Source organism: Neorhizobium tomejilense (assembly GCF_964254135.1).
In the GTDB taxonomy this organism is placed as follows: domain Bacteria; phylum Pseudomonadota; class Alphaproteobacteria; order Rhizobiales; family Rhizobiaceae; genus Neorhizobium; species Neorhizobium tomejilense.
Genome location: NZ_CAXUSO020000001.1, coordinates 4,540,446 through 4,564,699 on the forward strand (window position 1 = coordinate 4,540,446; position 24,254 = coordinate 4,564,699).

Consider the following 24,254-nt stretch of genomic DNA (forward strand, 5'->3'; position numbering starts at 1 on the left):
GGATGGCTTTGCACTGCCTCCGGCCCGAAGAGCGTTCGCCAGAAGGACCGACGTGAAGAGGCAGCGCTGGAATTCTCAGGCCGACTGCGTTATATGACCATCTACATGGTCAGGAGCGTGACATGGATGCGATCAATCTGGCGGACGCCAAAGCCCACCTGAGCGAACTGGTCGACCGGGTCGAGGCGGGCGACTCGATCGATATCACCCGTCGCGGCAAGCCGGTTGCGCGGCTCACTGCCGCCGCTAGGCCGCGCAAGCCGATCGATGCCACGCTGCTTCAATCACTGACGGCAGCGATGCCGCTGCAGTCCCAGAGTGCCGCCGATCTTGTGCGGTCGATGCGGGATGGCGATCGCTACTGATGCTCTATCTCGACACGTCGCTGATCGTTGCGGCGCTCTCCAATGAAGCGATGACGGCGCGTATTCAGACCTGGCTGGCCGAGCAGGACCCCGCGCAGCTTCTGATCAGCGACTGGACCGTCACCGAGATGTCGTCGGCCATGGCGATCAAGCTGCGGACCGGGCAGATCAGCCTGGAGCAGCGCGCGGCGGCACTCGCCATGTTCAACAGGCTCGTCGCCGAGAGCTTCACGGTGCTGCCCGTGACGGGCGGGCAGTTCCGGGCGGCGGCGAGGTTTGCCGATCAGCACGCCCTTGGCCTCCGTGCTGGCGACGCGCTGCATCTCGCCATCGCGTCGGAGCATGGCGCGACGGTGCATACGCTCGACCAGCGGCTCGCCGAGGCCGGGCCAGCGCTAGGTGTGCCGGCGCGGTTGCTGGGATGATCCGGAGCTTCTCCAGCTTGGCCCGCCCGCTCGGGAGCCGCCATGGCCGGTGACTGGTCCGACGAGCAGAACGACGCGATCGTGGCGGACTATTTCGCGATGCTTGGCGACGACATCGCCGGGCAGCCCTATAGCAAGGCCGAGCATAACCGGCTGCTGCAGGCGGTGATCGATCGGCCACGCGGCTCGATCGAATACAAACATCAGAACATCAGCGCCGTGCTCAAGGGCCTCGGTGAGGACTGGATCCCTGGCTACAAGCCAGCCTTCAATTTCCAGGCCTCGCTCGTCGATGCGGTGGTGCGCTGGCTACGGCGTCATCCGGATTGGCTCGCACCGACCGCGCGGATGGCAATGGGGCCGTCGCCATCAGCGCTTCGCGAAGAAGCGATGCTGTGGATCGGCCCGCCGCCGACGCACAGCAATGCGCCGCCGCCCGCCGAGCTCGAGCAGATGACCGCCATCGCCCGGAAGTACGATGTGGCGGAGCGCGATGCCCGCAATCGGTTTCTGGGCCGCGCTGGCGAGGAGCGCGTCCTCGCCCATGAGCGAGCCAGCCTGCTCGCCGCCGGCCGGACCGATCTCGCCGAGCGCATCCGCTGGGTGTCCCATGTCGATGGTGACGGTGCCGGCTATGACATCTTGAGCTTCGACACCAATGGCAGCGATCGGCTGATCGAGGTGAAGACGACCAACGGCTGGGAGCGCACGCCGTTTCACATCACGCGCAATGAGATGGCCGTCGCCGAGGAGCGGCGCAGCGATTGGCGGCTGGTGCGATTGTGGAATTTTGCGCGGGAGCCAAAGGCGTTCGAGCTGCGTCCGCCGTTGGAGGCGCATGTGTCGCTGATGGCGACCAGCTATCAGGCGAACTTCTTATAGTGGGCCGGTTACGGACGGGCAGGTTTTGGGCGGCCCAATGTGCGAAGCAGTCGTTCGTTCACAGAGCTGACCGCGCCAGGAAGGCTCGGAAGACGAAACTGAGCGCGCTCATTGCGCTTCCCGGAAGCGGACGCTTGTTCAGCCGCTCGTTACAACTAGAACTTACTACCCGTCCGACCGTTGGAAGAAGTCTCGTAGGCCCTTTCCTACCTCAACCCCCTCCTCGACGGCAGCGGCAACGCCGCCAGACACATCCTGCGGCGGGGGCTTGCGCTCGCGGCGAGCGGAGGCGATCCAGCCACCGGGCAGCCTCACCTCGACCATTAGGTCGACGCGCTCTGGCCCCTTCTCGCGGTCTAGGGCCGCGCTGAGGAAACTGAGGACCGGGTTCGTTGGCTCAGCTCAACAACCCGATTTTCCGAGGAGCCGAGCTAGTGCGGGCGTTCTTCGGACCGGCGCAGGTTGTGAAGCAGCGGCGAACTCGATAGCCCTCGGCGATTGCGGAAACCTGTCGCCGCCCGATTAGTCTAGGCGCGCGGCGCGTCGTCTTCGCCCTCGACCATCAGCTTTCGGATCAATTCGCGAACCCAGCGCTGCCCGGCATGGCCGTGACAACGCTCGTGCCAGATCAAGCCGATATCGAACCGTTCGCTCAGCCAGGGCAGATCGATGATCATCAGCCTTTCCGATTGGGCACGAAACAGCCGCCTGGGTACGAGAGCGACAAGATCGCTGCTGGAAACAATTTCGGGAATGAACAAGAACGAGCCCGCTGACATGACGACATTGCGCCGATAACCGAGAACTCCCAAGGCGTCGTCAACTGGTGTCTCGAAGTTGCCGCCTCGCCGTGAGACGACGATATGTTCCAGCCTGACATAGTTCTCGATCGTCAGACCAGGCTTCAGATCCGGGTGGCCTTGCCTGCCGATGAGGACATATGTTTCCTCGTAAAGATCACATGCACGTAGATGCGGCATTGAGGGATCGGGTGTGGCGATCACCAAATCGATATCGCCGTTCGCCAACTGCTGTTCCATGAGGGCGGGGGACAGGTGCCAAACCGCCACGCGCACGCCTGGTGCTATCCGCCGGAGCGCCAAGACGAGCGGCATCACAACGGCTGCCTGGACATAATCCGAGCAAGCGATCGACACAGCGAGTTGCGCCGTTTCGGGATCGAAGTCCCTGTGGGACTGCAGTGTCGAGCGCACCCGATCCAACGCCTCGCGCAATTGTGGGGCAAGTTCTGTTGCCTTGGCGGTCGGGGTCATTCCGCGCTGGGCAGGAAGAAGCAACGGATCGTCGAACAAATCCCGCAGCCGCGCGAGTTGCGCACTGACTGCCGGCTGGCTGAGATGCAGCTTCGCCGCCGCCTTGGTGACGTTCCGTTCGGCGAGCAGCACTTCGAGCGTTGCCAGAAGGTTGAGGTCGATGCGGCTGGTATCCACCACATTTATTTCCGAATAAAATATAATCGATTTCAAATATCGCTGAAAAGCCTTCATCCTGCAAGCCTCGACGCGGGAGCTTCACCAATCCCTCCCGCGGGAGGCAAGGATGTCATCGTCAGTTTTCTTTATCCCAATACTGAGCAGGCACGCTTCGATGCCGCCTCGAGAAACATGTGCCCTTGGCCCTGGGCCTGCTTGGCGACGCCGTCAGAGGGGTGATCGTCGAAACCGGCCTTGGCGGCGCACAGCCGGGTGCCCCCGCGCCCTACATCGCCGCGTTTCACGCGCTGTTCGAGTCGCCGGACAGCTTCCAAAAAGCATTCCACGCGCACGCGGCCGAAATTCACGGCGACGTACCGAACTACACCGACATCGCGCCGGTCGTTCAGCTCGGGAATGTGAGCGTCGCGACGTTGATGGCCGACGCAAAGATCATCTCCAACTTCACCAACGCGCTGCCCATACCGAGCTTGATGATCCGGTGAAGCCGCTGGCTTGGGTACATCCCAGCGAGCGCTGAAGCGCCCCCCACACTCCACGATAGAGACCAGAGAAGCATGATGAAGAAGAATATCCTTATTGTATCTGCGCACCCCGAAGCAACCTCGCTCACCCGGCAGTTGGTCGATGTTACTGTCGAGACGCTTGGCGCCGCCGGACACGAGATCGTGCAATCCGAACTTTACGGTATGAAGTGGAAAGCAGTGTTCGACGCCGACGACTTTCCCGTCCGCACCAATCCCGACCGGCTGTCGTTCATCATGGAATCGGGCCATGCCTATGCGACCGGCAACCAGACGCCGGATGTTGTCGCCGAACAGGCCAAACTCTTTGCCGCGGACGCGGTCATCCTGCAGTTCCCGCTGTGGTGGTATGGCGTGCCCGCGATCCTGAAGGGCTGGATCGAACGCGTCTATGCCTTTGGTTTCGCTTATGGCTACCAGAACGGCACCAACGAGTTTCGCTTCGGGGACGGCATCCTGAAGGGCAAGCGCGCGCTGGTAAATGTTCAGGCCGGTGGACCTGTGGCGGACTATGGCCCGCGCGGGATCAACGCGCCGATTGAGCAGCTGCTCTTTCCGCTGACCCACGGCGCGCTCTTCTATCCGGGCATGGATGTGCTGCCCACGCACGCTGTCTACAGCGCCGGCCATGTCTCCACCGCCGAAGAGGTCGAGGCGATCAAGGCGGGCTGGCGCGCGCGACTCGCCGGGCTGTTCACCGACGCGCCAATCCCGTTCCGTGCGCAGAACGGAGGCGATTTCCCCGATCGCCACACCATGGCGGATGACGTCGCGCCGGGCCAGACCGGCATCGTCGCGCATGTCGCCGAAAGGGTGGTCGAGATGGTTGACGCGTGAGGCACGACGATTATGAAGCCTGCGCTGATCGCGCTGGCCGCCGGAGCATTTGCCATTGGCACGACTGAGTTCGTGATCATTGGCCTGGTTCCCGGGATCGCGCGCGATCTCGGGACAACGCTCCCGGCGGCTGGTCTGCTCGTTTCCGGCTACGCCCTCGCCGTGACCATCGGTGCCCCCACGGTCACGGCGTTAGTCGGGCATCTGCCGCGCCGGCCGCTAGCGGTTGGATTGATGCTGCTGTTCGCGCTCGGCAATCTCCTGAGCGGCTTCGCGTCCGGCTATGGCGCGATGCTGGCGGGACGCATCATCACTGGCGTGGCGCACGGCGTCTTTTTCTCCATCGGCGCCACAATCGCGATGTCGTTGGTGGAACGGTCACGCGGGGCCCGTGCCGTCGCACTGATGTTCGCCGGCCTCACCGTCGCCATGGTGGTCGGCGTTCCGTCAGGAACATTCATCGGCCAGCGACTTGATTGGCGCGCGCCCTTCTTTGTCATCGCCGGGCTGGGCGCGCTGGCGGCGACGTTTCTGCACATTTTGCTGCCGCGCCAGATTTCCTTTGAGCCGTCGGCGGGCTTGCTCTCTCAGTTCAGGCTGTTGCAACAACCCAAGTTGCTCACGCTGTATGCCATCGCGGCGCTAGGATACGGCGGATCGTTCGCGGTCTTCACCTTTCTGTCGCCGCTCATGACCACAGTCACGCATGTGTCCGAGACGAGCGTGAGCCTGGCGCTGATGGTATTCGGCGCCGCCGCGGTGGTGGGCAATCTGGTCGGCGGACAATTGGGGGACGCGCTCGGGACGCGGCGTGGCCTCGCCTTTGCGCTCATCGGCCTTCTATTGGCGCTTGCGGCGCTGCCTTATACTGCGCCGCACGCCGGCGTGATGTTCGTCAATATCTTCTTCTGGTCGGTCTTCTGCTTCTGCACCGGACCGATCGTACAGGCAGGCGTGATTGCTGTGGCGGAGAAAGAGGGCACCCGATGCGGTCGCCACCGCTTCAGGGTTTAACATCGCCGCCTTCAATCTAGGCATTGCTGGCGCTTCGGCTTTGGGCGGAGTGATCCTCGCCGGGCCGGGCGTGATGGTGACGCCGTTTGCAGCTATCGCCGCCGCCGCAACCGCTCTCGCCATCACCCCATTCGTTGGTGCTGTCGGCATGGCTGAAAGCGCGCCTGCTCTTCTGCCGATCAAGGGAAAGGAAATCGTATGAAAGCTTGGGTAGTCCGCGCGCCCGGTGGGTTCGACCGCCTGGAAATCGTCGAGCGCGATGATCCCGGCGTCCCTGCCCCGGGTGAGATCCGTGTCGCGATCCACGCCACCTCGCTCAATTTCCACGATCTGCTCGTTGCCAATGGCGGCATTCCGGCCGCCGACGGCCGCGTGCTGATGGCTGACGGTGCGGGTGTCGTCGAGGCGGTCGGCTTGGGTGTCACCGAATTCGCGCCCGGCGATCACGCTGTGTCGACCTTCTTCCCGCACTGGCCGGCAGGCGCGCCGTTCGATGCGGTCGGGAATTTCGCGGGCACACCGGGTGATGGCATCGACGGTATGGCAACAACCCATGTCGTGCGCGCCGCCACCGCCTTCACCCGTGCGCCAGCCGGGTGGAGCCATGCCGAGGCGGCGACGATCACTACGGCAGGTCTCACCGCGTGGCGCGCGCTCGTCGTCGACGGCGGGCTGCGCGCGGGCGCGACAGTGCTGATCATGGGCGCCGGTGGCGTCTCGATCGCCGCGCTTCAGATCGCCAAAGCGATGGGCGCGACGGTGATCGCTACCTCGTCCTCGGGCGCGAAGCGCGAACGCCTCACAGCGCTCGGTGCCGATCATACCCTCGACTACCGCGAGATGCCCGAATGGAGCCCCGCGGTGCGTGATCTGACCGGCGGTCTCGGCGTCGATCATGTCGTCGAGATCGGCGGACCGGGCACGCTGCCGCAATCGATCGCGGCGGTGCGCGTCGGCGGGCATATCGCGCTCATCGGTGTCCTCACCGGGCGCGAGGGGCAGGTGCCGACAATGGAGCTGATGCGTAAGCAGGCGCGGCTCCAGGGGCTGATCGTCGGCAGCCGGCGCGATCAGCAGGATTATGTGACGGCGCTGGAGGTGACCGGCATCCGCCCGGTCATCGACAGGAGCTTTGCCTTCGAAGAGCTGGCCGACGCCTTTCGCTACCAACTAAGCGGCGCGCATTTCGGCAAGATATGCGCCGAATGGTAGGCGGAGACTGATCCATGATTCGGCTCGGGCTCGCGAACGCGGCGACGATCGAGGCTCTGGCGTGGATCGCACGGCGGCGCATGCCGGCGATCGCATGCGGCTATCTCGAAAGCGGGACCGGCGCCGAGCTGGCGCTCGGGCGCAACCGCGCCGCGCTCGACGCGATCACGCTCGCACCGCGCTACATGCGCGATACCAGCGGCCGCTCGACCGCGCCGCACTGTTCGGCGGCGATTATAACCTGCCGATCGGCATCTCGCCCGTTGGTATTGTCAACGCGCTGTGGCCCGGCGCTGATAACATGCTGGCGGCGGCGGCGCGGGCAGCGAACGTTCCCTATGGCCTGTCGACCGTGGGCACGACGAACATCGAAGCGAGCGGCAGCGATGCTGCGTCCTCCTTCGCGATCGTCTCCTTCATCAATTCGGGGTCGTCTACCGCATCCGCTGTGACGTTCGCGACCAGCGCATTCGCTCTAATGATGACGCCCCGCTACGACTGATGACTAAGCAGGCGCAAACCGCATCCAAAGCGCTGTTCACTGACTATCTAAACGACGACTGCTTCCAGGAACGCACACAATCCGACTGAACGGCCGATTATGGGGCGCTTTGCTGCCTCGCTCGAATGCGGCCCATCCATTTACGGACAGGCCGCTCCGTTTAGATTTCCGTTCGCTCTGCAAGTGTCAGCGCATCTTCAATATCGACACCGAGGTACCTGACCGTGTTTTCGATTTTGGTGTGACCGAGCAAAATCTGGATCGCTCGGAGATTGCCGGTCGCCTTATAGATCATTGAGGCCTTGGTTCGGCGCATCGAATGCGTACCATATTCGGCGCACCTCAGTCCGATCGCCGTCACCCATTCGTGTACCAAGCGGGCGTATTGCCTGGTACTTAGATGGCCGGCGTGATCGACTCTGCTCGGGAAGGCGTAATCGTTAATCGTGCCGCCGCGTCGCTCCAGCCAGGTCAACAGGCTAGCCCGGACATCAGCAGTCAGTTCAAATTGCACCGGCCGACCGGTCTTTTGTTGGACGACGATCGCGCGGGATCTGATCTCAGCGCCCGATACGAGGTCGCCGATCTTGATTTTGACCAAGTCACAGCCGCGCAGCTTGCTGTCGATCGCGAGGTCGAACAACGCCCGGTCGCGAAGTCGTCCCTCGCGCTCGAGAAAGAAACGGACGGCCCAAATCTGCTTCTGCGTCAGCGGTCGTTTGGTGCCGACCATTTTGCCAGCGTTCCACGCCGGCCGCGCCTGCATCGCAGGATCGTATCGCGAATGTCCCATTGTTCTTCTCCTCGTCCACGATTGGCCGCGAAGAGGGTCGCGCTAATGTGTTTGGATTCCGGGGAAAACCGGCAACCGCCGCTTCCGACCCATTCCCGGCCGTTAGATAAATCGGCGTGGCGTCCCGAAACCGGCCGTTCCGGCAACTCGCAGCAGTCCCGTTTCTCCATGTCCGACGGACCATTTCGGGAAAACGCAAACGGGAACAGGTTTCGGGAAAACGGCCCAACCCGGAGGCACCGGACGACCAATTCTGCCGTGCCTGTCCCGCTAGGCCTTCCCAATCGGGAAGCCCTCGCACTGGTATCTCAGTATTGTGGTTTCGACCGTGTAACCCAGAACAGGAAGGCGGCGGGGAGAGCTGCGGTGATAGCGAAATGGCGCGTACTGGCTTCCGGCGACCAGTGGCTCGTCCACAGGCTGCGGTCAAAGGCCATTCCGCCAACGGCGTTCACCAGCCCATGCAGCCTGATGCAGGGGATCAGGCTGCCACGGCCGGTCAGCCATAGCCCGCGCCGATGCGGTCGTGACGACGCAGAGCATTGAAGCCCTGCGCCGCCAGCGCCACGCGCCGCGCTTCGGAAACGGAGAGCTCCACCTTCAGGAGCGCGCTCCCGACACCGTCGCGATAAAGGCGCGCAGGTCGGCCAGCATCAGTTCCGGCTCTTCCAGCGCGGCGAAATGGCCGCCCCGCGGCATGTCGGTCCAATGCACGATGTTGTAGGTCTTCTCCGCGAACGAGCGCGGCGGCGGCAAGAACACCGGATCGGGGAAGGCCGCAACGCCGGTCGGCACCTGGATGCGGGTGCCGGCCGGAAGCATCAGCGACTCCTCAAGCCGGCTGCCGTAGTAGATCCAGGTTGCAGTCACGAACGATGCCGGCGCGATGTAGAGCATGATGTTGGTGAGGAGTTCCTCCTCGGAAAACTTGCTCCAGACGTCGGGGTTGCCATCGGCGGTTGTCGGAAAATCGGCCCACTTGCCGAACTTTTCGAGTATCCAGCCCGCCGCTCCGACCGGGCTGTCGGCCATCGCGACGCCGAGCGTTTGCGGACGGGTCGCCTGCTCGTGAAAGTAGGCGCTCTCCCGGTCGGCAATCGCGGCGCGCTTGGCGGCGAAGGACTTCTCCTCGCCGGTCGTGGGAGCGGCGTCCTCCGCACGCACGGTCATCATGTTGATATGGATGCCAAGCAGAGCGTCCGGTCGATCATGCGCTGCCCAGGCCGCGATGCCGTGGCCCCAATCGCCCCCTTGAATGAAATACCGCGCGTCGCCGAACAGTTGGATCATCAGCCCATGCACGAGCACAGCAGCCCGCCGCGGGCCAATCGGGCGCGTGATCGGGTTGGAGAACGCGAAGCCAGGAAGCGAGGGGACGACAACATCGTGCCCGTCCGCCGCGAGCGGCTCCAACAGCCGCTCGAACTCGAGATACGAGCCCGGCCAGCCGTGGAGAAGCAGGACGGGCGGCTTGGAGCCGTCGCCTTTCACATGAACGAAGTGGAGGTGCTCGCCTTCCACGTCGGCCGTGAAGTTGGGGAGTGCGTTGAGGCGCCGTTCGACCGCACGCCAGTCGTAGCTGTCCCGCCAATACGCGGCGAGCCGCTTGAGGTCATCAACCCCGACCCCCGCTGACCAGCCCCCCGCATCCGGCAGCTGGCTCCAGTCATAAGCCTCGACCTTGGCTCTGATCGTGGCGAGCCGTTCGTCAGGGATGTTGATCGTGTAGGGTGAAATCATGATGTTTTCCGCTTAAGCTGGGATGCGGTTCGAGGGAGAGGGCGTCCACCAATCGGCTATCCGTATTATCGATGAATGTTTGAGAGCCGAAGGCCGCTCGGCATACTACTCGGTACGTCGCCGAGGTTGAAATCGAACCTTCTGCATGTTGTTATCCAACGAATGGATACCAGAAACCTCGATCTCGGCCTGCTCGTCACGCTCGCGGTGATCGCTCGGCAGGGACACCCGGCCGTGCAAGGCCGTCTCAGCCTAGATGTGTTCTGCGCTTTGGAGCACGTTGTCGTGTCTCCCAAGGGCGGCGGGTTCTCAGGGCCTGCCGATGCAGCACTTGAGGCCGTCGGCCGCCGCCGCACAGTAGCCCTGTCCACGTCGGGCTTTCTGATCGTGCCAGAGGTCGTGTCACAGTCCGACATGATCGCTTTGATCCCACGGCGGATCGCCGATGGCTGGTCGGATCAGGTGCAGGTGGTGGAACCGCCACTCACCATTCCTGGCTTTACTATCGCGAGTGTCTGGCACGACCGGACCACCAACCATCCGGCAAAACGCTGGCTGCGTGAACGGCTGACGATGTTGGCCGCCGAAGGGTAATTCCGACTGAACTGAAGGCTGCGCACGACGTTTCCCGAAACGCCATCGTTTTCGAGACAACTGCCGGGGTAGCGAGCGGCAGCTATTCGCTGCGAGGCTCCTGATAGCCGCCTGGCAGAAAAGTCCCCAATATGAGCCGTTATATGCGAGCGGCGAGCAAGGTGAACGAACGACCGGTTTCGGAATGACTGGCCGGCAGGCGCGACGGCAGCAATTGGGCGCAAAGCTGACCCGCCTTTGTGCACGCTATTCTACGCCAGAGCACTTCCACCCATCGAAGCGGATTTACATCATCCTGATAGTGCGCACAGATCGGTGCCGTGAGACAGAAATGGAGTAGGCCAGCTCGATGCGAGTGAAAGACGGACGCGAACGGCAGTCAAGCGAAGGCGAAAACCACCGCCGAAACTACGCTATTGCCGCCGTTTGTATCCGTCATTCCCACTCGATCGTGCCGGGGGGCTTGCTGGTCACGTCGTAAACGACGCGGTTGATGCCGCGGACTTCGTTGATGATGCGGGTGGCCGTGCGGCCGAGGAAATTCATGTCGTAGGGATAGAAGTCCGCAGTCATGCCGTCGACTGAGGTGACGGCGCGCAATGCGCAGACGAAATCGTAGGTGCGGTAGTCGCCCATGACACCGACTGTCTGCACTGGCAGAAGCACCGCGAACGCCTGCCAGATCGTGTCGTAGAGGCCGGCCTTGCGGATTTCGTCGAGATAGATCGCATCGGCCTTGCGCAGGATGTCGAGCTTTTCGCGGGTGACGCCGCCGGGGCAACGGATCGCAAGGCCCGGACCCGGGAAGGGATGGCGGCCGATGAAGCTCTCCGGCAGGCCGAGCTCGCGGCCGAGCGCGCGCACTTCGTCCTTGAAGAGCTCGCGCAGCGGCTCGACCAGCTTCATGTTCATGCGCTCGGGAAGGCCGCCGACATTGTGGTGGCTCTTGATCGTCACCGAAGGTCCGCCCGAGAAGGAGACGCTTTCGATCACGTCCGGATAGAGCGTGCCCTGGGCCAGGAAGGCCGGAGAACCCTTGCCATCGGAAGCGATCTTGGCGGCTTCCGCCTCGAACACCTCGATGAACAGGCGGCCGATCGTCTTGCGCTTCACTTCCGGGTCGGAAACGCCGGCAAGCTGGGTCAGGAACAGGTCGGACGCGTCCACATGGACGAGCGGAATATTGTAGTTGTCGCGGAACATGCCGACGACCTGCTCGGTCTCGCCCTGGCGCATCAGGCCGTGGTCGACATAGATGCAGGTCAGCTGGTCGCCGACCGCTTCGTGGATCAGGACCGCCGCAACCGAGGAATCGACGCCGCCGGAGAGCCCGCAGATGACCCGTTCCTTGCCGACCTGTTCGCGGATCTTGCGGATCATCTCGGCGCGATAGGCCGACATCGTCCAGTCGGACTTCAACCCGACGATCTTGTGCACGAAGTTGGAGAGCAGCTTGGCGCCGTCGGGCGTATGCACCACTTCCGGGTGGAACATGGTGGTGTAGTAGTGCCGGCTTTCGTCGGCTGCGATCGCAAAAGGCGCATTCTCCGAAGTCGCGATGACTTCGAAACCGTCCGGAAGCTGCGTGACGCGGTCGCCATGGCTCATCCAGACGGGATAGCGGCCGCCGACTTCCCAGAAACCTTCGAACAGCGGGCTCTTCGCCTTGATCTCCACGTCGGCGCGGCCGAATTCCGCGGCATGCCCGCCTTCGACGACACCGCCGAGCTGGGTTGCAAGCGTCTGCTGGCCGTAACAGATGCCGAGGATCGGAACCCCGCTGTCGAACACCGCCTGCGGTGCGCGGGGGCTGCCTTCGGTGGTGACCGATGCCGGGCCGCCGGAGAAAATCACGCCCTTGGGCTGGAGCCTCTCGAACGCGGCGCCCGCGTTCTGGAAGGGGTGGATTTCGCAGTAGACGCCCGCTTCACGGATGCGACGCGCGATGAGCTGCGTCACCTGGCTGCCGAAATCGATGATGAGGATGCTGTCGGGATGAGCTATCTGGGTCATGGCGAGCCTTTAAAGAAACTTCGCCTTTCTGGCAACGGGGAACGCGGCGAAAATCGCGCCTTCAGAGGACGATGGCGCCATCCTCCAACCCCTCGAACAGGCTGTCGACCGCATCCGCCAGCTTTTTGTCGATCACATGCAGGTATTCGGTCCAGTCGCCGACATGCTTCAGCTCTTCCTTGCCGTCGGAAATGCCGCGCAGGCCGATCAGCGGCAGGCCGAAAAGCTGGCAGCAGCGCAGCACCGCGAACGTCTCCATATCGACCATGTCGGCGCCGACGAGATCATAGGCGGCACCGGAGACGATGTTGCCCCCGGTCGATAGCGAGGCTTCCCTGACGCCGGGGATGCGCAAGGGAAGCGGCATGATCGCCGGATGGTCGAGGAAGGGCGTGCGGCCTTTCTCGAACCCGAGCGGCGAGGCGTCCATGTCCCGATAGGCGACCGACGAGGCCTGATAGATTTCCGTCTGTTCGAGATTGCGGGAACCGGCCGAGCCGAGCGAGACAACGAGATTGGGCAGATCGTCCGTCGCTTCCAGGCGTGTCAGCGCATGGGATAGCACGACAGCCGCCTCGACCGGGCCGACGCCGGTCATCAGCGGCTTGATGCGGGATTTCAGCGCCGGGCCGTACTCGGCATCGACCGCCATCACGAAGAGAATGGATTTACCGCCGGCAAGGCTCGGCTCGCCGAGGGGAAGGGGAGAAGTCATCCAGTTACGTCCTCTCGGCCCCGTATCACCATCATGGTGCCGGTCATGGAAGCGATGAGTTTGGCGGGGCCGTCGCCGATCGCATAGGCGCGGCCGTCGGCGACTATTATCGTCGAGCCCGGCTTGGTGATTTCGCCACGGAACAGAAAACGATCGCCGCGGCCGGGCGACATCAGATTCACCTTGAACTCGATGGTGAGGATCGAGGCTTCCGGTTCGATGACGGTATAGGCGGCATAACCGCAGGCGGCATCAAGTGCCGCGGAAATCACGCCGGCATGCAGGAAACCGTGCTGCTGGGTGAGCTTGATGTCGAAAGGCAGCTCGATCTCGACGATCGCCTGTTCGACGCGTGTCAGCTCGGCGCCAAGCATCGCCATCGCGCCCTGTCGACCAAAACTCTGGCGCACCCGTTCGCGGAAATCGCCCGTGTCTCTCCCGTCCATGTCCCGTCCCTTTCGCAGATGCGAAATTGGCATGGCGGGCGATGTTCGGCAAGTCGTACGATGGAGCGTGCTTAATTCATGAGGACGATCGACAGGTTGAGGAGCGTGGCGAACGCGACCCAGAGCGCATAGGGCACGAAAAGCCATGCAGCCCTGCGGTTTTCCCGCCAACTGGCGACGATGAACAGCAGGATCGAGACCAGCAGCGGCACGATGACGACGAGGCCGAGAACAGGGCTCTGCAGGCCGAAGAAAACCGGCGACCACAGAAGGTTGAGCGCAGCCTGAACGGCAAAGAGAACGAGGCGGCGGCTGTTGTTCTCGTCATACCATGTCTCGGAAAGTGCGACGCCGATCAGGACGTAAAGGATCGTCCAGACGGGAGCGAAAATCCAGCTCGGCGGATTGAAGAAGGGTTTGTCGAGCGACTGGTACCACTCGCCAGGCTGGTTGCTTGCGCCGCTCAAGGCGCCGAGTGCGACGCAGGCGATGATGAAGAGGATCATAACGACGGTTTTGCTCATCCCGCCGCAACTAGGGCGCTTCCGTAGCGGGTAAAGGTCAGCCCAGCCGGACGATGTGCTGGTCCCAGGCGACCTGGCTATGCCTCTCGTTGAACCGTCCATCATAGGACGAAACGGCAATGCCATGATCTGCGGGCGCGACGCCGGCGGCATCGCGGATGGTTTCTTCCTTCACCACGACCCCGGTTTTCGCGTCGAGCGTGACCGCGGCCCCGCCGACCGGGGAGGTGAGGCCAACGACGTTGTCACGACGGTTGACGGCGATGGCGCCGACATAGTTGCCAAGCCGGACCGTTGTTTCCTCCGGCAGCGAGACGAAGGACAGGTCCTCGCCCTTGGCAAACCAGCCGGCAAGCGGCGGCAGCGCGTTGCGCGCCCCTTCCCACTGGCAGGCGAACCAGATGCGGCCGTTTTCCGCGATATCGAGATGGCGGGTCGAAAGCTGTTTGAGCGAAGCGGGCAGGCGGTGCCGCTGGATGAGGTGGCCGGTCTTCGCCTCAAGCAGAACCAGCGACGGTTCCATGCGATCGACATTGAGCTTGGTGCGCCCGAAAGCCGGATGAGTCTCGATGCCGCCATTGGCGATGACCAACAGCTTGCCGTCGTCGGAGACGGTCATGTCATGGGTGCCGATGCCGTGGGCGTCGAACTCTGCGATGCGGCGGAATTTGTCTCGGGCGTCGTAGACGCCGATCGTGCCGCGATTGCCGTCGAAATCGTTCTCGCTGGCATAGAGCCGGGTTCCGTCTGGTGAAAAATGGCCATGCCCGTAGAAATGCCGGCCTTCCGGGGAGGTGATCATCACCGGTTCGGCCTGCCGCGACGGATCGAACACCATGGCGAACGTGCCGGGACGGCGGGCGAAGGCGACGGTGCGGCCAGTGGCGGTGCTATAGGCCATGCCGTGGGCGCGGGCGGGAAGCGCGACGCGGTCGATGATCTCGCCGCGCTCCGAAACGGTGGCGACGCCGAACGAGCCGTCCGGCGCGCGAAAACCCGAGGCATAGACCGCATCCGCACGTTCGAGGGCCATCAGCGAGCGGGGCGCTAGCGCGGTCGTGAAGGCGGTCCCCGCCGCCTTCAGGAAACCCCGCCGGTCGATGGCCTCGCCGCGCCACATGGTCTTAGTCGCCGTCCGCAAACGAGAAGCCGGAGCTGAGCCCGATCGCGCCGCCATAACCGTCGTTCAGCTTGGTGATCACGTCCTTTCCGTCCGCCAGCAGCGTGTCGAGCTTCTTGCGCTCGGCAGCGCTCTCGACCGCCTTTTCGAGGTCCGGCGTGATCTTCGCCGAAAGCTCGATCATCGACGTCAGCTTCGCCTGGGTCGCGGCGACGATCGGCCGGTCCTTTTCCTTCAGCAGTTCCACCATCCCGGATTTTTCGAGCAGGGTCGAAAGGCCTTCGAGATTGCCCTTGATGGCCGTCCAGGTGTTCTCCGAGCGCCAGAACAGTGCCTGTTTCGGGAATTTCGCCTTGTCGGCGCCCTTGTAGAAGGTCTCGATCCGCTGGTCGCGCACCGCTTCGGCGCCATGCACGAGAATGCCGAGTAGCGCCGTGATCGCCTCGCCGCCGGTGCGGAAATTGAGGTTGTCAGGCCCCGGCTGTTCCCACGTCTTCTGTATGCCGTCGGGCGCGTCCCAGATATCGGAAAGCTCCTTGGCGACATTGGTGATATTGCCGGCGACGGCCGTGCCATAGCGGCAGCGGTAACTGTTTTTCACGTTCAGAAGTTCGTCGGAGCCAGTGCCGGCAAGCACGTATTCCAGCGCCCCGAAACCCTGCATGGCGACACTCTTGGTGCCGAGCGTGGCGGGATCGGTGGCGGTCTCGTCGACCTTGGAGAGGACCGATTGGACCTGCTTCAACCCGGTGCTCTTGCGGTCGGGATAAAACAGGATGCGCTCGAAGCGGTTCTGCTCGATGACAGGACCGACACGTACCACCTCGATATGCGCCCAGCTGACCGCCGCATCGCGGAAGGCGCTTTTCGCGGCATCGTAGTTCGTCCTGGAGGGTGCCTCGCAGAGCGCCTTCATCGCCGTCGTCATCTTGCCCGCGGACTCGTGGAAGGCGTCGTATCCGGGTCGGATGAACCCGTCCACCGCCGCCGTCATCACCTTGGTGACGTCAGCCATCGGCAGGTCCACCGAGGGAGCAGGTTCACCTTCCTGCGCGAAGGCGGCGGCGGGAAGCAGCGAGACGAGGCCTGCAAAAAGAATCTTGCGCATCAGAGCGACTCCAGGAATTTGAGGAGGGCGGCACGGTCTTGTCTTCCGAGCGCGGCGAAGGCATCGCGGGCCTTCTGCGCCTCGCCGCCATGCCAGAGGACAGCCTCCGTCAGGTTTCTTGCCCGGCCGTCATGCAGGAAGAACGTGTGGGCATTGACGGTTTCGGTAAGGCCGATGCCCCAGAGCGGTTGTGTGCGCCACTCGCTGCCGCTCGCGACGCCCACCGGCTGGCCGTCGGCAAGGCCTTCGCCCATGTCGTGCAGCAGGAAATCCGAATAGGGCCAGATCAGCTGGAAAGCCTGCGCCTTGTTGCCGGCATCGCGGCTGGTCACGAATTTCGGCGTGTGGCAGGCGGTGCAGCCGGCCTGATAGAACAGTTCCTTGCCCTTCAGGACCGTTTTGTCGGCGATATCGCGGCGGGCCGGCACCGCAAGGTTTTCGGAATAGAAGGTGACGAGCGGCAGGACAGGATCGGGTGCTTCGACCGGCCCGAGCCGCTGCTGTACGCCGGTCGGCATGGCGAGGCACGCAGCCTCCGCCTTCGTGCAGTCGCCGTGGTCGAACGGATTGTCGGGAGTGGAGATGCCGAGGTCGCCGGCGAAGGCGGACGAGCTCTGGTCGCGGACCGAGGCATTCTGTGCCTTGAAGCCGAAGCGGCCGAGCTTCAGTTCGCCGGTCTTGTGGTCGCGCACCATGGCCGGCTTGCCGGAAATCCCGTCGCCGTCCTTGTCGTCCGGGTCGGCTCGGCCGAGAATGTCGGCATCGTGGATAGCCTGGATCAGACCCATGCCGATCATCGGCGGCGCGATCCGCGGCGAAAGCGTCACGTCGCCTTCCATGGCACCGTAGCCGAGGTCTGCGACCGAATAGCTCGGCTTGCGCAGGTTGACCACTTCGCCGTCGCCAAGCTTGACCGGGATTTCCTCGTAGGAAACCTGCATCCGGCCTTCGGAGGCGAGGCCGGACACGGCGAGGTCCTGCAACTGCTCGCCATAGATCGCGTCGGGGAAATTGAGCTTCCTGTAATCGGCAACAGCTTCGCGCTCATCGTCGGTGCGCGCCGGGCGGGCGAGTCGGAAGAACATCGAGGTCGCGTCGGCACCGCCTTCCGGCGGGTGGCCGCGGCCATCCTTCAGGTGGCAACTCTGGCAGGCGCGGGCGTTGAAGAGCGGCCCCAGCCCGTCGGACGCCTGGGTCGAGGACGGCGCCGAGACCCAGAGCTTGGTGAACAGCGCATTGCCGAGCTTGAACGTCCCTTCTTCCTCGAAGGTGATGTTGGCGGAGAAATGCGAGAAGGCATCGCCATTGACATCGGCGCGGCTGGTCGCGGCCCCGCCCGACATGGTCTCGAACTGCTCGGGCTTGGAAAAATCCGTCGTCGGCCGCGTGACGCTCTCGACGCGTTTCTGGTCCTTCGGATTGAGATCCGTGCGGGCGGTCGGAAAAAGCGTATCGCCGCCGGTCGCGATCAGCGGCATGAGAAAGAGAGCGCCCGAAAGGATCGGCAGCAGGAAGACGAAAGGCTTGGGCGTTCTCATTGGGATACCGGGCCGCAGGCTGAAGGTCAGCCGCGGCCCGCCTTTTCATTGCTTATTTGAAGACGGCGTCAGGATTATCGAGGCTGTCGGAACCTTCAAGCTCTACTTTGCCCAGCTTCAGCGACGCAATGACGCGCTCGACGCTCTTGCTCTGGTCGATCAGGCCATCGATCGCCTTCTGGACGACCGCATTGCCCTCGGCATTGCCTTCGCCGATCATCTGGTCGTAGGCCTCGACCTTCTTCGCCCGGTCAGCCATGGCGTTCATGGCCGCGAGCGTCGCATCCAGCTTGCCGAGCATTTCGGTATCGAGCGCCTTGTCGGTCGCGGCAACCAGCTCGGAGAGCGACGGGCCGGTCATCTTGGTGCCGTCGACGCGGATATATTCGCCCGTATAGGCCGACTTGATGCCGATCGCATCGTAGAGATGCGAGTTGTAGGTGTTGTCGGAGAAGCAATCATGCTCTTCTTCCGGGTCGTGCAGCAGCAGGCCGAGCTTCATGCGCTCGCCGGCAAGCTCGCCATAGGAGAGCGAGCCCATGCCGGTCAGGATGGCGGTCAGGCCTTTCTTGGAATTGGCCTCGACGTTCTTGGTCGCCTTGCCCTTCGGCCCCCAGGCGGTGACCATGTCCTTGAGATCGGAGACGAGCAGCGCAGACGCGGCTTTCAGGTATTCGGCGCGGCGGTCGCAATGTCCGTTGGTGCAATTTGCCTTGTCGTAGTCCGTATAGGGACGCTTGCCGGCACCCGGCCCGGTGCCGTTCAGGTCCTGGCCCCAGAGCAGGAATTCGATGACATGGTAGCCGGTCGCGACGTTCGCCTCGATCTCGCCGGCCTCGTTCAGGCTGCGCAGCGTCTTGGCGTCGAATTTCGAAAGGTTGAGCGTCTTGCCGTTGACCTTGATCTTCGGGTTGGCAATGACGTTAGCGGTATAGAGCGCGTTCTCGTCGCTCTCCTTGCCGTAGGAGGCGTCGACATAGTCGATCAGGCCTTCATCGAGCGGCCAGGCATTCACCTTGCCTTCCCAATCGTCGACGATCGGGTTGCCGAAACGGTAGACTTCCGTCTGCTGGTAGGGAGCGCGGGCGGCGATCCATGCGTCCTTGGCAGCCTTCAGCGTCTCTTCGCCGGGCTTGGCGAGGAATGCGTTGATTGCCTTGTCGAGGGCCTGCGCTGTTGTCAGCGAGTCCTCGTATTTCGCATGCGCCAGCTCGGCATAATGCTTGAGGACGGCGGCGGATGTGGTGGCGGCCTGCGCCTCTGTCACGACGAACGCCGCGGAGGCGGCGAAAAGCGCCAGGGCGGCGCCGAGAACGGTCTTGCGGATCATGTCCCTCTCCTTCACGGCCCGGATCTCTCCCCGGCCGTCAAGGGGTTCATCGCGCAATTGGAAACTGGTGTCAAACTATCTAGTTTAGAATAATTTGAAAGTAGAACTCGACTTTGACTTTGATCCTGTCGCACTCAAACTTTGCGTTGCATGCGACAGAAAAAGAATCCGTCCGTATCGGTACTTGCGGGCGTCAAAGTTACGGTCAGTGCATCTTTCGAGCGAGGCCGCGGCGCGTCCTTTCCGAAAATGCCGTCCCAATGCTCCGCTGCGGGTGCGATGGAAAACTCCAGATTCTCGGCGCAGAAGCGCGAGACTTGGGCATCGTTCTCCTCCGGCAGGATCGAGCAGGTGACATAGAGAAGTGCACCGCCCGGCTTCACGAAGACGGCGGCTTCGGCAAGCGCCTCCTGCTGCTGGGCAATGCGCTCGTCGAGGTTTTTGGGCGTGAGCCGCCATTTGGTGTCCGGTCGGCGGCGCCACGTGCCGGTGCCGGTGCAGGGCGCATCGACCAGGACCGCATCCAGCTTGCCTTTCAGGGCGTTGAGCTGGCGCGCGTCGTCATGCACCTGCACATTGCGGGTGCCTGCGCGCCGCAGCCGCTCGATGATCGGCGCCAGTCGCTTGCGGTCGGCGTCATAGGCGTGGATCTGGCCTTTGTTGTGCATGGCGGCCGCCATGGCGAGCGTCTTGCCGCCGCCGCCGGCGCAGTAATCGAGAACCTGGTCGTGTTCGCCCGGCTGCACGAGCTCGGCGACGATCTGCGAGCCTTCGTCCTGGACTTCGAACCAGCCTTTCTGGAACGAAAGCTCGGCGGTGACGTTGGGCAGGCGGGACGCCCCTTCGCCGGCTGCAATCCGGATGCCGTTGCGGGCGATGCGCGAAGCCTTTGCGTTCGAGCGTTCCAACGCCTTGACGACCTTCTCGCGAGACGCCTTCAGCGTGTTGGCGCGCAGATCGAGGGTCGGGCGGTCGGCCAATGCCTTGGCCTCAACGAGCCAGTCCTCGCCGAAATTGGCTTCGAAGGACGGCTGGATCCAGTCGGGTATGTCGCCCTGCACATGCAGGGGCGCGTCCCCGAGATTGCGGGAAGCGAGCGACGAGAGGTTCGCGTCGGTCAGAGCCGGCGGCGCGAAACGGTCGTCGGTAAACTCGGCCTGGAGCGCCTCGGGTGTGAAGCCCCATTGCCGGATCAGGACCGCGTAGGCGAGGGCCGCCGGGCTTTCGTCGTCCATGAGCCAGGCATGCGACAGACGCATGCGCAATGCGTCGTAGACGATGTTGCCGATTGCGGCACGATCGCCGGAACCGGCGAAACGATGGGCAAGGCCCCAGTCTTTGAGAGCGTCGGCGACAGGGCGCCTGCGCGTCTCGATATCGGCCAGCACCTCAATGGCTCCGGCAATTCGTCCGCCCAATCGCATGTCGCTCTCCGTGTCGGTTGCACCCGTGTGGCACGGGTCGTAACCGTGATCGCGCGATAGGGCAATAGGTCGGTCTAAACCGTCTCTCCGGCCAGCCTCAGCCTTCGATCGCTTTCAGGCCCTTGCCCGGGACCTTCTGATCGCCGGCGTCGACGATCTGGTAACAGACCTGGGCGGTGCCGGAGCTGATCATGCCGATGTTCTTGGCGGCGGCCTTGGAAACGTCGATCACCCGGCCGCGGATGAATGGCCCGCGGTCGTTGATGCGAACGACGACGCTTTTGCCGTTGCGCTTGTTGGTCACGACAACCTTGGTGCCGAATGGCAGCGTCCGGTGGGCCGCCGTCATCAGAGAGGGGTTCATTCGCTCCCCGGATGCCGTCTTGGATCCGAGGGCATACCAGGATGCGTGACCGCATCCAGGCGCAGCATTGGCTTGCGCGGCGCCGAGAGTTGCAAAAGCAGCAATGGAGGCCGCGGCGAAAGTCGAGCGTCGAATTGTTGTCAAGTCGGTCGTCCCCGTTCGTTTTGTCCCTGCACGTTGCGTGCAAAATGGCTAAGCGGGGCGAAAAGTGGCGAAAAAGTGGGACTCTCGATCACGGAACGTTACACTCTGTAACATTTGTGATTAGATTGCCGTCGATATTTTTAAGAAGCCAGCTAAGCTTCTGAGGAAGAAAACCTTTAAAAACAGTCAGAAAGAGGAATATGGTTCCGGTAAGACTCGGAGAGAGTCTGCGATCACGTAAATCGCAGAAAAAAATTTGTTGCTTTGCGAGATTCCTTGCCTCATTTGGGCAAATTTTGTGATCTCAAGCCTCAGGTATTAAGAAATTATAACCGGAAAGGCGCCAGAAGATGGAAATTTCAACCGTTTCAAAATGGGAATTTTATCCTCGCCAACGGCCCGAGGCCCACATTTCGGCGAGCGACATGCGGTAATTGGGGAACTGGAACTGGAACCCCGCAGCGCGGATCTTGGCATTCGAAACCCGCTTGTTGGCGCCGTAGAACGAACGCGCCATCGGCGTCATGTCAGCGGTCTCGAAGTCCAGTTCCGGTGGCGGCTCGACACCCATCAGCCGGGCCGCTTCGACGATGACATCCTGGGGCGGGCCGGGCTCGTCGTCGGTGACATTATATATTCCGCCGACATTGCCCTTGGCGAGGAAGAGCGCCGCGCCGCCGATGTCTTCGACGCGGATGCGATTGAAGACCTGCTCTTTCTTTATGATACGTCGCGCAGTGCCGCGTGCGAGATTGACGAAAGCGTTGCGGCCGGGCCCGTAGATGCCGGCGAGGCGCAGGCTCGCCACAGGCAGACCGGCGGCCCGCCCTTTGGCAGCCCAGGTATCTTCCGTATCGACCCGTTCGATCGACCGGCCGTGGATCGGGCTGCCCGGGGTCTCCTCGGTGACCCAGCCGCCGCCATGGTCGCCATAAACCCCGACGGTCGAGAGATAGCCCACCCATTCGAGTTTCGGGCAAAGCGCGCGTAGCCGTCCGGAGATGAGCTTCAGCAGCGGGTCGCCCTCGGTGCCGGGCGGGATCGACTGCACCAGGTGCGTCGTCTCCCGAAGCTCTGTCAGCAGTTCTTCGCTGAACGGGCTGCCGTCGAACACGAAGGCCTTGATGTCACGGGCCGCGAGCTCCAGTGCCTTATGGGCCGTTCTGACCGTGCCGGAGACCTGATGGCCTTCGGATTTGAAGGCCTCGGCGATTGCCTGGCCCGAATAGCCGCATCCGAAGATCATCACATTCATCAGGCCGCTCCCGCCAATCGCCATTCTTCCAGCACTTCCGTATCCTCTTCGGCGCCGCGTGCCTCTGCAAACCGCGCGAAGTCCATATCCGTCATCAGGCGCTTCAGGGCCCATATAGCCATGCCGCGCACCGCGGGCGAGGGGTCGCCCGCAAGCTCGAGACATTGCCCGATGAGGCTGGCATCACCGGAATTGCCCGCTGCGATCAGCACGTTCCGGATAAACCGGTCGCGGCCGATGCGTTTGACAGGCGAGCCGCTGAAGAAGGTTCGAAAAGTCGCATCGTCCAAGGTCAGCAGAAACGCGATCGACGGCTCCTTCAGGTCCTCGCGCGCCTGCAGTTTCATTTCCGAGGCGCTCGCCGCAAACTTGTTCCAGGGACAGGCGGCAAGACAGTCGTCGCAACCATAGATGCGGTTGCCGATCAGCGGCCGAAATTCCGGATCGATCGGACCTTTGTGTTCGATCGTGAGGTATGAAATGCAGCGGCGCGCGTCGAGCCGATAGGGAGCCGGAAAGGCAGCCGTCGGACAGGCGTCGAGACAGGCCCGGCAGGAGCCGCAATGATCGGTCTCGGGCGCGTCTATAATAAGGTCTGCCGTGGTGAACAGGCTGCCGAGGAAAAGCCAGGAACCATGGGTGCGGCTGACGAGATTGGTATGTTTGCCCTGCCAGCCGAGACCGGCCGCCTCCGCCAGCGGCTTTTCCATCACCGGTGCGGTATCGACGAAGACCTTCACGTCCTCGCCGGCGCGCGCGGCAAAGCGCGTCGCGATCTCCTTCAGCCGGCCCTTGATGACGTCGTGATAATCGCGGTTGCGCGCATAGACCGAGATCGCCGCCTTGTCGGGCTTTTCGAGAACGCCGCGCGGATCTTCGTCCGGCCCGTAGTTCAGCCCGAACATCACGATCGAACGCACCTGCTCCCACAACACCTTCGGATCGGCGCGGCGCAGCCTCGTCTCCGCCATCCAGTCCATGCTGCCGTGATGGCCGTCGGCCAGGAAAACCTCCAGCCGCTCCGGCGCCCGCGGGATGCTGTCCGGGCCGGTAACATGGCAGAGATCGAAGCCCTGCGCCTTCGCCTCCTCGCGGATGAAGGCGGTCAGCTTCTCTCGCCGCCGGAGCGTCTTTTCTTCCTCCCGCGAGGTCGCGTCAGAAATCAAGGTCCGCATAATGAGATACCGGGGTGAGGCCGCGGATGCGTTCGGCAAGCATCGGCCGGAAGGAGGGTCGCGATTTCAGCCGCTGATACCAGTCCTTGGCGACCGGCGTCTCCGACCAGTCGATCTCGCCAAGATAATCGAGAATCGAAATCGAAGCGGCAGCGGCGAGATCGGCATAGCTCAGGCGGTCGCCCGCGAGCCATGGCCGTGATCCGGCAAGCCAGGAGAGATATTTCATATGCTGGCGGATGTTGGCGCGGGATGTGCGCAGCACCTTCGAGTCCGGCGCGCCGCCGCCCTGGGCGGTCGTCATCTGCAGCTTGTAGACCCGCTCCCGGGTCAGCGGCCGGGTGACATCCTGCTCCATCTTCTGCAGGAACCATTCCGTCAGGCGCCGGATCTCGGCGCGTTGCCACGGGTCTTCGGCAAGCAGCCGGCGGTCACGCTTCAGCACGCCATGGGTTTCGTCGAGGAATTCCAGGAGCACGGAAGGGCCACAAAGCACTCTCATGCTGTCGTCGACATAGACCGGGAGCGTGCCCGCAGGATTGAGCGTCAGGAATTCCCGCCGCTTTTCCCACGGCTGCTCCTCGAGCAAGTCCGCCTGAAAGCCGTATTCGGCGAGAATCAGCCGGACGAACCGGGAGGCCGAAGACATGGAATGATGATAGAGCGTGGGCATGGATACTTGAACTTCACGAACTTCGTATAGGAGGGGCAGGGGCGCCTCGCGCGCCCGCCTGACATATGGCAGCTATATGGATT

Annotated in this window: 26 protein-coding genes; 10 read left to right on the plus strand and 16 right to left on the minus strand. The window is 63.1% G+C overall.

The features are described 5' to 3' along the window. The first annotated feature begins 122 nt into the window (after positions 1-122). From ACSQ3G_RS22400 to ACSQ3G_RS22410, 3 genes are read left to right on the plus strand one after another with little or no spacing between them, the layout of a single operon-like run. The gene (locus ACSQ3G_RS22400) at positions 123-365 is read left to right on the plus strand and encodes a type II toxin-antitoxin system Phd/YefM family antitoxin (RefSeq protein WP_436111594.1); all 243 of its coding nucleotides are present in this window, start codon (positions 123-125) and stop codon (positions 363-365) included. Next, positions 365-790 (plus strand): type II toxin-antitoxin system VapC family toxin, encoded by a 426-nt coding sequence (locus ACSQ3G_RS22405; protein WP_436111595.1) that lies wholly within the window; start codon positions 365-367, stop codon positions 788-790. Before ACSQ3G_RS22400 ends, ACSQ3G_RS22405 begins: the two co-directional genes overlap by 1 nt. A 42-nt stretch (positions 791-832) precedes the next feature. Next, on the plus strand, positions 833-1,672 hold the full coding sequence (locus ACSQ3G_RS22410; RefSeq protein WP_436111596.1) for a protein NO VEIN domain-containing protein: 840 nt from the start codon (positions 833-835) through the stop codon (positions 1,670-1,672). Between the two features lie 527 nt (positions 1,673-2,199). Here ACSQ3G_RS22410 and ACSQ3G_RS22415 read toward each other — a convergent pair. Next, positions 2,200-3,123 (minus strand): LysR family transcriptional regulator, encoded by a 924-nt coding sequence (locus tag ACSQ3G_RS22415; RefSeq protein WP_038548460.1) that lies wholly within the window; start codon positions 3,121-3,123, stop codon positions 2,200-2,202. 176 nt (positions 3,124-3,299) lie between these two features. On the opposite strand from ACSQ3G_RS22415, the gene ACSQ3G_RS22420 reads away from it, so the two are divergent. The 6 genes from ACSQ3G_RS22420 to ACSQ3G_RS22445 all read left to right on the plus strand — a co-directional run bounded on the left by ACSQ3G_RS22420 (position 3,300) and on the right by ACSQ3G_RS22445 (position 7,215). Next, positions 3,300-3,611, plus strand: coding sequence for an EthD family reductase (locus tag ACSQ3G_RS22420; protein ID WP_436111597.1), 312 nt, complete (start codon positions 3,300-3,302; stop codon positions 3,609-3,611). A gap of 72 nt (positions 3,612-3,683) precedes the next feature. Continuing rightward, positions 3,684-4,487, plus strand: coding sequence for an NAD(P)H-dependent oxidoreductase (locus ACSQ3G_RS22425; RefSeq protein ID WP_436111598.1), 804 nt, complete (start codon positions 3,684-3,686; stop codon positions 4,485-4,487). A 12-nt stretch (positions 4,488-4,499) separates the two neighbouring features. Beyond that, positions 4,500-5,501, plus strand: coding sequence for an MFS transporter (locus tag ACSQ3G_RS22430; protein WP_436111599.1), 1,002 nt, complete (start codon positions 4,500-4,502; stop codon positions 5,499-5,501). 40 nt (positions 5,502-5,541) lie between these two features. Next, the gene (locus tag ACSQ3G_RS22435) at positions 5,542-5,703 is read left to right on the plus strand and encodes a hypothetical protein (RefSeq protein WP_436111600.1); all 162 of its coding nucleotides are present in this window, start codon (positions 5,542-5,544) and stop codon (positions 5,701-5,703) included. Continuing rightward, positions 5,700-6,713: a zinc-dependent alcohol dehydrogenase family protein gene (locus ACSQ3G_RS22440; RefSeq protein WP_436111601.1), complete on the plus strand. Its 1,014-nt coding sequence runs from the start codon at positions 5,700-5,702 to the stop codon at positions 6,711-6,713. The genes ACSQ3G_RS22435 and ACSQ3G_RS22440 overlap by 4 nt, the downstream gene beginning before the upstream one ends. 94 nt (positions 6,714-6,807) lie before the next feature. After that, positions 6,808-7,215 (plus strand): alpha-hydroxy-acid oxidizing protein, encoded by a 408-nt coding sequence (locus ACSQ3G_RS22445; RefSeq protein WP_436111602.1) that lies wholly within the window; start codon positions 6,808-6,810, stop codon positions 7,213-7,215. Between the two features lie 160 nt (positions 7,216-7,375). On the opposite strand, the gene ACSQ3G_RS22450 is transcribed toward ACSQ3G_RS22445, so the two are convergent. Both ACSQ3G_RS22450 and ACSQ3G_RS22455 read right to left on the minus strand, forming a co-directional pair. Next, the gene (locus ACSQ3G_RS22450) at positions 7,376-8,008 is read right to left on the minus strand and encodes a tyrosine-type recombinase/integrase (RefSeq protein ID WP_436111603.1); all 633 of its coding nucleotides are present in this window, start codon (positions 8,006-8,008) and stop codon (positions 7,376-7,378) included. A gap of 600 nt (positions 8,009-8,608) precedes the next feature. Then, positions 8,609-9,748 carry an epoxide hydrolase family protein gene (locus ACSQ3G_RS22455; protein ID WP_436111604.1) on the minus strand — a complete coding sequence of 380 codons (1,140 nt, stop codon included), beginning with the start codon at positions 9,746-9,748 and terminating at the stop codon, positions 8,609-8,611. A 162-nt stretch (positions 9,749-9,910) separates the two neighbouring features. Between ACSQ3G_RS22455 and ACSQ3G_RS22460 the strand changes: the two genes are divergently transcribed. Beyond that, on the plus strand, positions 9,911-10,342 hold the full coding sequence (locus ACSQ3G_RS22460) for a LysR substrate-binding domain-containing protein (RefSeq protein ID WP_436111605.1): 432 nt from the start codon (positions 9,911-9,913) through the stop codon (positions 10,340-10,342). Positions 10,343-10,777: 435 nt separating this feature from the next. Here ACSQ3G_RS22460 and guaA read toward each other — a convergent pair whose 3' ends face one another. The 13 genes from guaA to ACSQ3G_RS22525 all read right to left on the minus strand — a co-directional run bounded on the left by guaA (position 10,778) and on the right by ACSQ3G_RS22525 (position 24,171). After that, the gene (gene guaA, locus ACSQ3G_RS22465; RefSeq protein ID WP_436111606.1) at positions 10,778-12,355 is read right to left on the minus strand and encodes a glutamine-hydrolyzing GMP synthase; all 1,578 of its coding nucleotides are present in this window, start codon (positions 12,353-12,355) and stop codon (positions 10,778-10,780) included. Between the two features lie 61 nt (positions 12,356-12,416). After that, on the minus strand, positions 12,417-13,070 hold the full coding sequence (locus tag ACSQ3G_RS22470) for a 5'-methylthioadenosine/S-adenosylhomocysteine nucleosidase (RefSeq protein WP_436111607.1): 654 nt from the start codon (positions 13,068-13,070) through the stop codon (positions 12,417-12,419). Further along, positions 13,067-13,516, minus strand: a complete 450-nt coding sequence (locus ACSQ3G_RS22475) for a PaaI family thioesterase (protein ID WP_105402451.1) — start codon at positions 13,514-13,516, stop codon at positions 13,067-13,069. Before ACSQ3G_RS22475 ends, ACSQ3G_RS22470 begins: the two co-directional genes overlap by 4 nt. 71 nt (positions 13,517-13,587) lie before the next feature. Beyond that, a complete protein-coding gene (locus ACSQ3G_RS22480) occupies positions 13,588-14,040 on the minus strand; it encodes a TspO/MBR family protein (RefSeq protein WP_436111608.1) in 453 nt (150 codons plus the stop codon). A gap of 37 nt (positions 14,041-14,077) precedes the next feature. Further along, positions 14,078-15,160, minus strand: coding sequence for a DUF1513 domain-containing protein (locus ACSQ3G_RS22485; RefSeq protein WP_436111609.1), 1,083 nt, complete (start codon positions 15,158-15,160; stop codon positions 14,078-14,080). Positions 15,161-15,164: 4 nt separating this feature from the next. Then, on the minus strand, positions 15,165-16,268 hold the full coding sequence (locus ACSQ3G_RS22490) for an imelysin family protein (RefSeq protein WP_436111610.1): 1,104 nt from the start codon (positions 16,266-16,268) through the stop codon (positions 15,165-15,167). Then, positions 16,268-17,806 carry a di-heme oxidoreductase family protein gene (locus ACSQ3G_RS22495; RefSeq protein WP_436111611.1) on the minus strand — a complete coding sequence of 513 codons (1,539 nt, stop codon included), beginning with the start codon at positions 17,804-17,806 and terminating at the stop codon, positions 16,268-16,270. The genes ACSQ3G_RS22490 and ACSQ3G_RS22495 overlap by 1 nt, the downstream gene beginning before the upstream one ends. A 52-nt stretch (positions 17,807-17,858) precedes the next feature. Further along, complete coding sequence (locus tag ACSQ3G_RS22500; RefSeq protein WP_436111612.1) at positions 17,859-19,136, minus strand: imelysin family protein; 1,278 nt, start codon at positions 19,134-19,136, stop codon at positions 17,859-17,861. Between the two features lie 134 nt (positions 19,137-19,270). Beyond that, on the minus strand, positions 19,271-20,560 hold the full coding sequence (locus ACSQ3G_RS22505; RefSeq protein WP_436111613.1) for an RsmB/NOP family class I SAM-dependent RNA methyltransferase: 1,290 nt from the start codon (positions 20,558-20,560) through the stop codon (positions 19,271-19,273). Positions 20,561-20,657: 97 nt separating this feature from the next. After that, complete coding sequence (locus tag ACSQ3G_RS22510; RefSeq protein ID WP_046630324.1) at positions 20,658-21,068, minus strand: septal ring lytic transglycosylase RlpA family protein; 411 nt, start codon at positions 21,066-21,068, stop codon at positions 20,658-20,660. Between the two features lie 382 nt (positions 21,069-21,450). Further along, complete coding sequence (locus ACSQ3G_RS22515; RefSeq protein WP_436111614.1) at positions 21,451-22,323, minus strand: SDR family oxidoreductase; 873 nt, start codon at positions 22,321-22,323, stop codon at positions 21,451-21,453. After that, positions 22,323-23,498, minus strand: a complete 1,176-nt coding sequence (gene queG, locus ACSQ3G_RS22520) for a tRNA epoxyqueuosine(34) reductase QueG (RefSeq protein WP_436111615.1) — start codon at positions 23,496-23,498, stop codon at positions 22,323-22,325. Before queG ends, ACSQ3G_RS22515 begins: the two co-directional genes overlap by 1 nt. Beyond that, the gene (locus ACSQ3G_RS22525) at positions 23,479-24,171 is read right to left on the minus strand and encodes a glutathione S-transferase family protein (protein WP_046667341.1); all 693 of its coding nucleotides are present in this window, start codon (positions 24,169-24,171) and stop codon (positions 23,479-23,481) included. The genes queG and ACSQ3G_RS22525 overlap by 20 nt, the downstream gene beginning before the upstream one ends. Positions 24,172-24,254: the final 83 nt, after the last annotated feature.

Bases quoted from the DNA above. Each gene is read 5' to 3' on its own strand.
- ACSQ3G_RS22470 (WP_436111607.1), bottom strand. From the start codon at position 13,070: ATGACTTCTCCCCTTCCCCTCGGCGAGCCGAGCCTTGCCGGCGGTAAA.
- ACSQ3G_RS22450 (WP_436111603.1), bottom strand. From the start codon at position 8,008: ATGGGACATTCGCGATACGATCCTGCGATGCAGGCGCGGCCGGCGTGG.
- ACSQ3G_RS22400 (WP_436111594.1), top strand. From the start codon at position 123: ATGGATGCGATCAATCTGGCGGACGCCAAAGCCCACCTGAGCGAACTG.
- ACSQ3G_RS22525 (WP_046667341.1), bottom strand. From the start codon at position 24,171: ATGCCCACGCTCTATCATCATTCCATGTCTTCGGCCTCCCGGTTCGTC.
- ACSQ3G_RS22410 (WP_436111596.1), top strand. From the start codon at position 833: ATGGCCGGTGACTGGTCCGACGAGCAGAACGACGCGATCGTGGCGGAC.
- ACSQ3G_RS22480 (WP_436111608.1), bottom strand. From the start codon at position 14,040: ATGAGCAAAACCGTCGTTATGATCCTCTTCATCATCGCCTGCGTCGCA.
- ACSQ3G_RS22500 (WP_436111612.1), bottom strand. From the start codon at position 19,136: ATGATCCGCAAGACCGTTCTCGGCGCCGCCCTGGCGCTTTTCGCCGCC.
- ACSQ3G_RS22425 (WP_436111598.1), top strand. From the start codon at position 3,684: ATGATGAAGAAGAATATCCTTATTGTATCTGCGCACCCCGAAGCAACC.
- ACSQ3G_RS22455 (WP_436111604.1), bottom strand. From the start codon at position 9,748: ATGATTTCACCCTACACGATCAACATCCCTGACGAACGGCTCGCCACG.
- ACSQ3G_RS22430 (WP_436111599.1), top strand. From the start codon at position 4,500: ATGAAGCCTGCGCTGATCGCGCTGGCCGCCGGAGCATTTGCCATTGGC.
- ACSQ3G_RS22405 (WP_436111595.1), top strand. From the start codon at position 365: ATGCTCTATCTCGACACGTCGCTGATCGTTGCGGCGCTCTCCAATGAA.
- ACSQ3G_RS22440 (WP_436111601.1), top strand. From the start codon at position 5,700: ATGAAAGCTTGGGTAGTCCGCGCGCCCGGTGGGTTCGACCGCCTGGAA.
- ACSQ3G_RS22495 (WP_436111611.1), bottom strand. From the start codon at position 17,806: ATGAGAACGCCCAAGCCTTTCGTCTTCCTGCTGCCGATCCTTTCGGGC.
- queG (WP_436111615.1), bottom strand. From the start codon at position 23,498: ATGCGGACCTTGATTTCTGACGCGACCTCGCGGGAGGAAGAAAAGACG.
- ACSQ3G_RS22485 (WP_436111609.1), bottom strand. From the start codon at position 15,160: ATGTGGCGCGGCGAGGCCATCGACCGGCGGGGTTTCCTGAAGGCGGCG.
- ACSQ3G_RS22475 (WP_105402451.1), bottom strand. From the start codon at position 13,516: ATGGACGGGAGAGACACGGGCGATTTCCGCGAACGGGTGCGCCAGAGT.
- ACSQ3G_RS22515 (WP_436111614.1), bottom strand. From the start codon at position 22,323: ATGAATGTGATGATCTTCGGATGCGGCTATTCGGGCCAGGCAATCGCC.
- ACSQ3G_RS22490 (WP_436111610.1), bottom strand. From the start codon at position 16,268: ATGCGCAAGATTCTTTTTGCAGGCCTCGTCTCGCTGCTTCCCGCCGCC.
- ACSQ3G_RS22460 (WP_436111605.1), top strand. From the start codon at position 9,911: ATGGATACCAGAAACCTCGATCTCGGCCTGCTCGTCACGCTCGCGGTG.
- guaA (WP_436111606.1), bottom strand. From the start codon at position 12,355: ATGACCCAGATAGCTCATCCCGACAGCATCCTCATCATCGATTTCGGC.
- ACSQ3G_RS22505 (WP_436111613.1), bottom strand. From the start codon at position 20,560: ATGCGATTGGGCGGACGAATTGCCGGAGCCATTGAGGTGCTGGCCGAT.
- ACSQ3G_RS22445 (WP_436111602.1), top strand. From the start codon at position 6,808: ATGCGGCTATCTCGAAAGCGGGACCGGCGCCGAGCTGGCGCTCGGGCG.